Annotated in this window: 1 pseudogene; it reads right to left on the bottom strand. The window is 57.0% G+C overall.

Annotation, left to right across the window (positions count from 1 at the left end):
• Positions 1-547 (bottom strand): annotated as a pseudogene (locus GWQ22_RS21790) (phage tail protein); the annotation flags it as partial.

The raw sequence follows: 547 nt of genomic DNA, 5'->3' as shown, positions 1-547 counted from the left end.
GCAGCGATGAGCCGGCGATTGTTGCGGACGGGTTCATGGAGGTGGCATGGCCCGGGATAACGGCGGCAAACATGTAGGTGCCTACCTGCCCCCAGCCGCTGGCGACAATGTCCTGGTTGCCTTGCGCAGCGGTGTGGTTATGGGAGTTATGTGGCGGGTTGTGGGGGCTGTATACCCTGTGCCCAGCGTCATGTACGCCGCCTGTAGCAAACAAATTTCCGCTGGGGTCAACCTTGAGTCTGGTGGCAGATGACGATCCCGCACCGTTTGACGTACCGATGAGGTAGTCGCCGAGAGCGGTCAGGTAGGTGAGCACCGCTGCTTTTCCGGGTATGTGGTATTCCGTCATCGGGTATGCGGGGTCTTCGATATACAACCTGTTCTTAACATTCCACGGTGTTAGGGCCGCATTCAACCAGCCCCGCACTGCACCTATATTGCTGCAATAGCGTAGATAGTTATCGCCGCCAGCATTGACGCGAAATGCAATGGCTCCGGCAATGCTGGCCTCATTAGCGATGGTGGTTCTGATTGTACTAGCATGCAG

The sequence above is a fragment of the Aeromonas sp. 1HA1 genome, from assembly GCF_029237385.1.
Lineage (GTDB): Bacteria > Pseudomonadota > Gammaproteobacteria > Enterobacterales > Aeromonadaceae > Aeromonas > Aeromonas popoffii.
This window is presented reverse-complemented; position numbering and strand designations above follow the sequence as displayed.